6 protein-coding genes and 1 tRNA gene are annotated in these 6,000 nt (G+C 61.6%); 3 read left to right on the top strand and 4 right to left on the bottom strand.

Annotation, left to right across the window (positions count from 1 at the left end):
- Window positions 1–68 precede the first annotated feature (68 nt).
- The 3 genes from ABD919_RS16165 to ABD919_RS16155 all read right to left on the bottom strand — a co-directional run bounded on the left by ABD919_RS16165 (window position 69) and on the right by ABD919_RS16155 (window position 2,602).
- Entirely contained in the window at window positions 69–533 is a 465-nt protein-coding gene (locus tag ABD919_RS16165) for a DinB family protein (RefSeq protein ID WP_345237074.1), read from the bottom strand.
- 28 nt (window positions 534–561) lie between these two features.
- Window positions 562–1,737 (bottom strand): aminotransferase class V-fold PLP-dependent enzyme, encoded by a 1,176-nt coding sequence (locus ABD919_RS16160; protein WP_345237073.1) that lies wholly within the window; start codon window positions 1,735–1,737, stop codon window positions 562–564.
- 208 nt (window positions 1,738–1,945) lie between these two features.
- Complete coding sequence (locus tag ABD919_RS16155) at window positions 1,946–2,602, bottom strand: ABC transporter ATP-binding protein (RefSeq protein WP_345237072.1); 657 nt, start codon at window positions 2,600–2,602, stop codon at window positions 1,946–1,948.
- Between the two features lie 128 nt (window positions 2,603–2,730).
- Between ABD919_RS16155 and ABD919_RS16150 the strand changes: the two genes are divergently transcribed.
- Window positions 2,731–3,870, top strand: a complete 1,140-nt coding sequence (locus tag ABD919_RS16150) for a glycoside hydrolase family 113 (RefSeq protein ID WP_345237071.1) — start codon at window positions 2,731–2,733, stop codon at window positions 3,868–3,870.
- A 72-nt stretch (window positions 3,871–3,942) separates the two neighbouring features.
- The gene (sucC, locus tag ABD919_RS16145; RefSeq protein WP_345237070.1) at window positions 3,943–5,139 is read left to right on the top strand and encodes an ADP-forming succinate--CoA ligase subunit beta; all 1,197 of its coding nucleotides are present in this window, start codon (window positions 3,943–3,945) and stop codon (window positions 5,137–5,139) included.
- 135 nt (window positions 5,140–5,274) lie between these two features.
- Here sucC and ABD919_RS16140 read toward each other — a convergent pair whose 3' ends face one another.
- Entirely contained in the window at window positions 5,275–5,715 is a 441-nt protein-coding gene (locus ABD919_RS16140; RefSeq protein WP_345237069.1) for an organic hydroperoxide resistance protein, read from the bottom strand.
- Between the two features lie 163 nt (window positions 5,716–5,878).
- On the opposite strand from ABD919_RS16140, the gene ABD919_RS16135 reads away from it, so the two are divergent.
- Window positions 5,879–5,950 (top strand) — tRNA-Arg (locus tag ABD919_RS16135).
- Window positions 5,951–6,000: the final 50 nt, after the last annotated feature.

Here is a 6,000-nt window from a genome sequence, read left to right as displayed (position 1 = left end):
GGCATTCATTACCTCGTCTTTGCCTGCTTGATGCTTGTTAAAGCCAATCAGAGCAACCTACTAAGTCATTAACACGCTCTAGCGGCTGGGCTGTCCAGCAGGCGGCGGTGGTAGTTTACCTGGCCCAGGTGATAGGCCAGGTGCGAGGCCAGATGAACCAGGAAATACTCGGTTGTCATGGGCTGCTCAAATACCAGTACAGGGTACTCGCTTTGTAGCTGCTCTTCGCTGAGGCTGGCCAGGGCTTCATCCACTACCGCAAGGGTCGCATCCAGCGAGTGCAGCAGCTCGGTCCGGGTCAGGTCTTTGGCTGAAAACTCCAGCGCACGGTTACGGACGTATCCGCTGTTTCCCAGCACGGCCCCGAGGTAGGTGTTCAGGTTGCCCACCAGGTGCAGGCAGAGGTTGCCGGCTGAGTTGGCAATACCACGCTCCGTGTGCCAGATTACTGCCGGTTGCTGGTATTGCTCCAGCTCGGCTTTCAGCTTGCGCAGGTCGCGGGCAAAAAGGTTTCGCAGCGTGTTCGTGAGCATGGAAAGAGCATGAATGGGAGGTATGCGACTAGTGCCGGAGGGTAGCCAGGATACTGACTACCTGCTCCAATTCTTCAGCCGTATTGAAGTAGTGCGGAGAAAAGCGGATAGCCCAGTCCACGCCCTTGCGGTCAAAGTCGAGGATGGCAAAGCTGCGGCGGCTAACGGTGTACGCCACCTTATGGGCGTTCAGCAGCTGCGTGAGGTCTTCCAGGGCCCGGCCCGGCGCGTCGAAGGTGACCAGGCTGCACTGCTCCGAGCCACGGTCGAGCAGGCGCAGGTGGGGCTGGCGGCTCAGCAGCTGCCGCAGCTGCAGGTGCAGCTCCCGGGTGCGGGCCGCAATCTGGTCTATGCCTACGGCATTGGCGTAGCGCACGGCTTCGGCCAGGCCCAGCACGGTGCCGCCCAGCTCCTGCTGCTCGAAGCGTCGCCCCTCGGGGTGGGGCTGGTAGGCGTCGGCGGCCACCCAGTCGGCCCCGCGCCGGTCAATGAACAGCGGCGCCAGCCCGGCCTGCAGCGCCCGGTCGGAAATGTAGAGAAAGCCCGTGCCCCGCGGACCGCGCAGAAACTTGCGGCCCGGTGCGTTGAGAAAGTCGCAGCCCAGCTGCTGCACGTCTACCCGGAGCTGGCCCACCGACTGCGACGCATCCACCAGGTACCAGGTGTCGGATTGCCGGCATAGCCGGCCAATGGCTTCCACCGGCTGCACCAGGCCGGAGTTGGTGGGCACGTGGGTGACAGCCACCAGCACGGGGCGGTGCTGGCGGAGCTGCTGCTCAAAATCCGCGAGGTCCAGGTCGCCATCGGGCAGGTTGCGGGCCCGGCGCACTTCCACGCCAAAGCGCTGCCGCAAGGCCAGAAAGGCAATATGGTTAGAGATGTAGTCGTCGTCGGTGGTAAGAATGACGTCGCCCCGGCGGAAGGGAATGGCCGACAGCGCCCGGTTGTAGGCATCGGTGGCATTCCAGGCAAAAGCAAAGTTGTGGGGCCGGGCGTTGAGCAGAATGGCCAGCTCGGTGTAGAGACGCTCAAGGTCGGCCGTGCGCTGCTGCTCCACGGCGTAACCGCCCAGCTGCTCTTCTTGCTGCAGGTATTCAACCATGGCCGACACTACCGGGCGCGGCATTAGGGAGGCGCCGGCGCTATTGAAAAACAGCCCCTGGCGCAGACCGGCAGTATCCTGCCGGAGTAGGTCAGTATTCATTTGGCGAAGGTGCGGGAAAACGGCTTAACAGTCGCATGCCCGACGTGTGGGATGGCCACCGCCAACCCCGCCATTTTCTGCCCCGGGCTACGTCTAAAAGGCTGCTGCCAGCGGTTCGCCCGGCCATGAGCAACCCATGCCCAGGCTGGCGTTAGCCGATGGCGCGTGCGAAACAGGAAAGGCCAGCCGGATAATGGGCAGGCATGCGCTAGGCCTCCAGAATATGCCCGTCGCGCATCACAATCTTGCGGTCGGCCATCTCGGCCAGCTGGTCGTTGTGCGTCACGATGACGAAGGTCTGGCCCAGCTCCTTGCGCAGCAGGAAGAAAATCTGGTGCAGCTCCTGGGCATTCCTGGTGTCGAGGTTGCCGCTGGGCTCGTCGGCGAAGATGATTTCGGGCGAGTTGATAAGGGAACGGGCCACCGATACGCGCTGCTGCTCGCCGCCGCTCATCTCGCTGGGCTTGTGCTCGGCGCGGTGCTCCATGTTCATCATGCCCAGCAGCTCGCGGGCCCGCACGCGCACTTCCTTTTCGGAGCGGCCGGCCAGGTAGGCGGGCAGGCACACGTTTTCCAGGGCCGTGAACTCGGGCAGCAGGTTGTGAAACTGGAAGATGAAGCCGATGTGGCGGTTGCGGAACCGGGCCAGGTCGTTGCGTCCCAGGCTGCTCACCGACTCGCCATCGAACAGCACCTCGCCGCTGTCGGGGTTGTCGAGGGTGCCCAGAATGTGCAGCAGGGTGCTTTTGCCGGCCCCGGAGGAACCCACAATGCTCACGATTTCCGACTTCTCAATCGTCAGGTCAATGCCTTTGAGCACTTCCAGGGAGTTGTAGCTCTTATGTATGTTGATAGCTTGCAGCAACGGACGGGCGGCGATAAGCGTGAAAGGGCGGCACGGGCAAAGCTACGCACTTCCGGCCTAGTATTGCCCCTGCCTATACGCATCGGAAGCCACCGCGTAGACAAATTTTACCAGGAAAAGTTTTATCCATGCCCGTTTCTACGCTTCTGCTTGGCTTTCGGGCGCTATGCGTGCTACTAGCCGGCACCTTGGCTATTGCCGTGCGGTGCGAACAGCCGGCTGCCCAGCAGGCCGGAACGAGTAACACAACCTTCCGGAATTCCGGGCCAGGGCAGGAAAACCCACTTACTTCGGTGCCCGGCCGTATGTGCGGCGTAAACTGGGTAGGAGGGGACTCTATCACGGCCGCCGACTTGGAGCCTTTGCGCCTGGCCAACGTCACTTGGCTGGCCCAGACGCCCTTTGGCTGGCAGAACGGTCCTAACGAGCCGGTAGTGCACATGCGCACAACTGCCGGCAAGGGCCGCTACCGCGACTGGGGCGAGAGCGACGCCGGCCTGGCTTATACCGCCCGCCTGGCCCGGCAGCAGGGCATTCGCACGCTGCTCAAGCCGCACATCTGGGTGCGGGGCCGCGGCGCCTGGCCCGGCGACATCAACATGCAAAGCACGGCCGACTGGGATGCTTGGTTTGCCAGCTACACTACGTTTATCCTGCACTATGCCCGGCTGGCCGAAGCCCAGCAAATGGAAGCGCTGTGCCTGGGCACCGAGCTGCAGCACGCCACCACGGCCGCCCATGCCCGGCAGTGGCGCGGCCTTATCCGGCAGGTGCGGCGCGTGTACCGCGGGCAGCTCACCTACGCCGCCAACTGGAGCGGCGAGTACCAGCAGGTGCCTTTTTGGCGGGAGCTGGACTTTGTGGGCATTCAGGCATACTTCCCGCTGACTTCCTGGCCCAGTCCGCCCCTGGATACGCTGCTGCGCGCCTGGCAGCCCCACGTGCGGGCCTTAGCTGCCTGGCAGCGCCGGGTGGGCAAGCCCATCGTTTTTACGGAGGTGGGCTACAAGGCCACGCCCGATGCCGCGGCCCGGCCCTGGGAGTGGCCCGAGCGCCAGGCTGGCCCGCTTCCCGCCGACGAAGCCACCCAGGCGCGCTGCTACGAGGCTTTTTTTCGTGCCTGCTGGCCCCAGCCCTGGCTAAAGGGGGTGTTTATCTGGAAGTGGTACCCGGGCCTGCAGGCCAGCGGCCCGGCCCGGCAGCACGCCGATTTTACGCCCCAGCACAAGCCCGCCGAAAGAGTAATGCGCCACTGGTATGGGCAATGACAAGCTTAAGCCGTACTTTCGCCTCCGCAACCGCAAGGTTGGCGTAGCAAAACCCACCCTCTTCATCTCACCATGAACATTCACGAATACCAGGGCAAGGAAATCCTGAAAAAGTACGGCGTCCGCGTGCAGGAAGGCATCACGGCCGACACCGCCGAAGAAGCCGTTGAGGCCGCCAAGAAGCTCACCGAGCAAACCGGCACCAGCTGGCACGTCATCAAGGCGCAAATTCACGCCGGTGGCCGGGGCAAAGGGGGCGGAGTGAAGCTCGCCAAAAACCTGGAGCAAGTGAAAGAAATTGCCGGTCAAATCATTGGCATGCAGCTGGTAACCAAGCAGACCGGCGCCGAAGGCCGCAAGGTGCACAAGGTTCTCATCGCCCAGGACGTGTACTACCCCGGCGCTTCCGAGCCCAAGGAGTACTACATGAGCGTGCTGCTTGACCGCGCCACGGGCAAGAACGTAATCATCTACACCACCGAAGGCGGCATGGACATCGAGGAAGTGGCCGAGGCCCACCCCGAGAAAATCCACCGCGAGCACGTAGACCCCGCTGTGGGCCTGCAGGGCTTCCAGGCCCGCAAAATTGCCTTCAACCTGGGCCTCGAAGGCGATGCCCAGAAGGAGATGGTGAAGTTCGTATCGGCCCTCTACAAGGCCTACGACGACACCGACAGCTCGATGTTCGAAATCAACCCCGTGCTGAAGACGTCGGACAACAAAATCCTGGCCGTTGACGCCAAGGTGACCCTGGACGAAAACGCCCTCTACCGCCACAAGGACTTCGCCGCCCTGCGCGACCTCAACGAGGAAGACCCCCTGGAAGTGGAAGCGTCCAACAACAACCTGAACTACGTGAAGCTCGACGGCAACGTGGGCTGCATGGTAAACGGCGCCGGCCTGGCCATGGCCACCATGGACATCATCAAGCTGAGCGGCGGCGAGCCCGCCAACTTCCTCGACGTAGGCGGTGGAGCCAATGCCCAGACCGTGGAAGCCGGCTTCCGCATCATCCTGAAAGACCCCAACGTGAAAGCCATCCTGATTAACATCTTCGGCGGCATCGTGCGCTGCGACCGGGTAGCCAACGGCGTGGTGGAGGCTTACAAGGCCATCGGCGACATCCGCGTGCCCATCATCGTGCGCCTGCAGGGCACCAACGCCGAAGAAGGCGCCCGCATCATCGACGAGAGCGGCCTGAAAGTATCCTCGGCCGTGCTGCTGAAGGATGCCGCTGCCCGCGTGAAAGAAGTGCTGGCTAACGCCTAATGGCGAATTAATAAGTATGAATTAAAAATTGCCGCCGCCGTTTCTGACCGCCGCTTTAGTTTTTGATTCAGGTTTAATTAAAAATGGCCACTGGAATTCCTCCGGTGGCCATTTTTAATTGTTAATTACTAATTATTAATTTCCAACAGGGGCGGGCTGGCCGTTGAGGCGCAGCTCCACCTCCATATTGCCGCGGGTGCCCACGGAGTAGGGGCAAATCTGGTGGGCCTTGTGCACGATGTCAGCCGCCTTGCCGGGGTCTACGCCTTTCAGGTCCACGTCGAGCACGGCGCTCAGGCCGTAGGCTTCGCCGTCCTTAAACAGCGTTACGGAGCACTGCACGGTGCTGGCGGGGTCCAGCTTTTCGCCTTCGCGCTGGCTGATAACCATCAAGGCCTGCTGGAAACAGGAGGCGTAGCCGGCGGCAAAAAGCTGCTCGGGGTTGGTGGCGCCTTTCTTGCCGCCCAGTCCTTCCGGGGTCGACATGGCCATGTCGATTACGCAATCGGAGGAGCGAACCTGGCCGCTGCGGCCACCGGTGGCCTGGGCTTCGGCCGTATACAAGTTGTTTTTCATGAGGTGTTGATAAGAAAGAGTGAAGTGGAAAGTGAGTTGGTGTTGGGCTTAACTCGTTTCCCCCGTTCTGGGTTTTGCCGGCAGGCGAGTCAGCAGAAATCTGAGCGTGTATTTGGCGGCGCTGCCTTTTGTGGCTACTTTTGCAGCCTATTCGGACCCAAACGGTGATGTCGTACAACGGATAGTATGAGAGTTTCCGAAGCTCTTGATCTAGGTTCGATTCCTAGCATCACCACTAAAAACCCCCTTAGCAGCTTGCGAAGGGGGTTTTTTCTTGTCTGGCTT

The organism is Hymenobacter saemangeumensis (genome assembly GCF_039541835.1).
GTDB classification, from domain to species: domain Bacteria; phylum Bacteroidota; class Bacteroidia; order Cytophagales; family Hymenobacteraceae; genus Hymenobacter; species Hymenobacter saemangeumensis.
The sequence above is the reverse complement of the archived record's forward strand: the minus strand, read 5'-3'. Positions and strand labels throughout refer to the sequence as shown.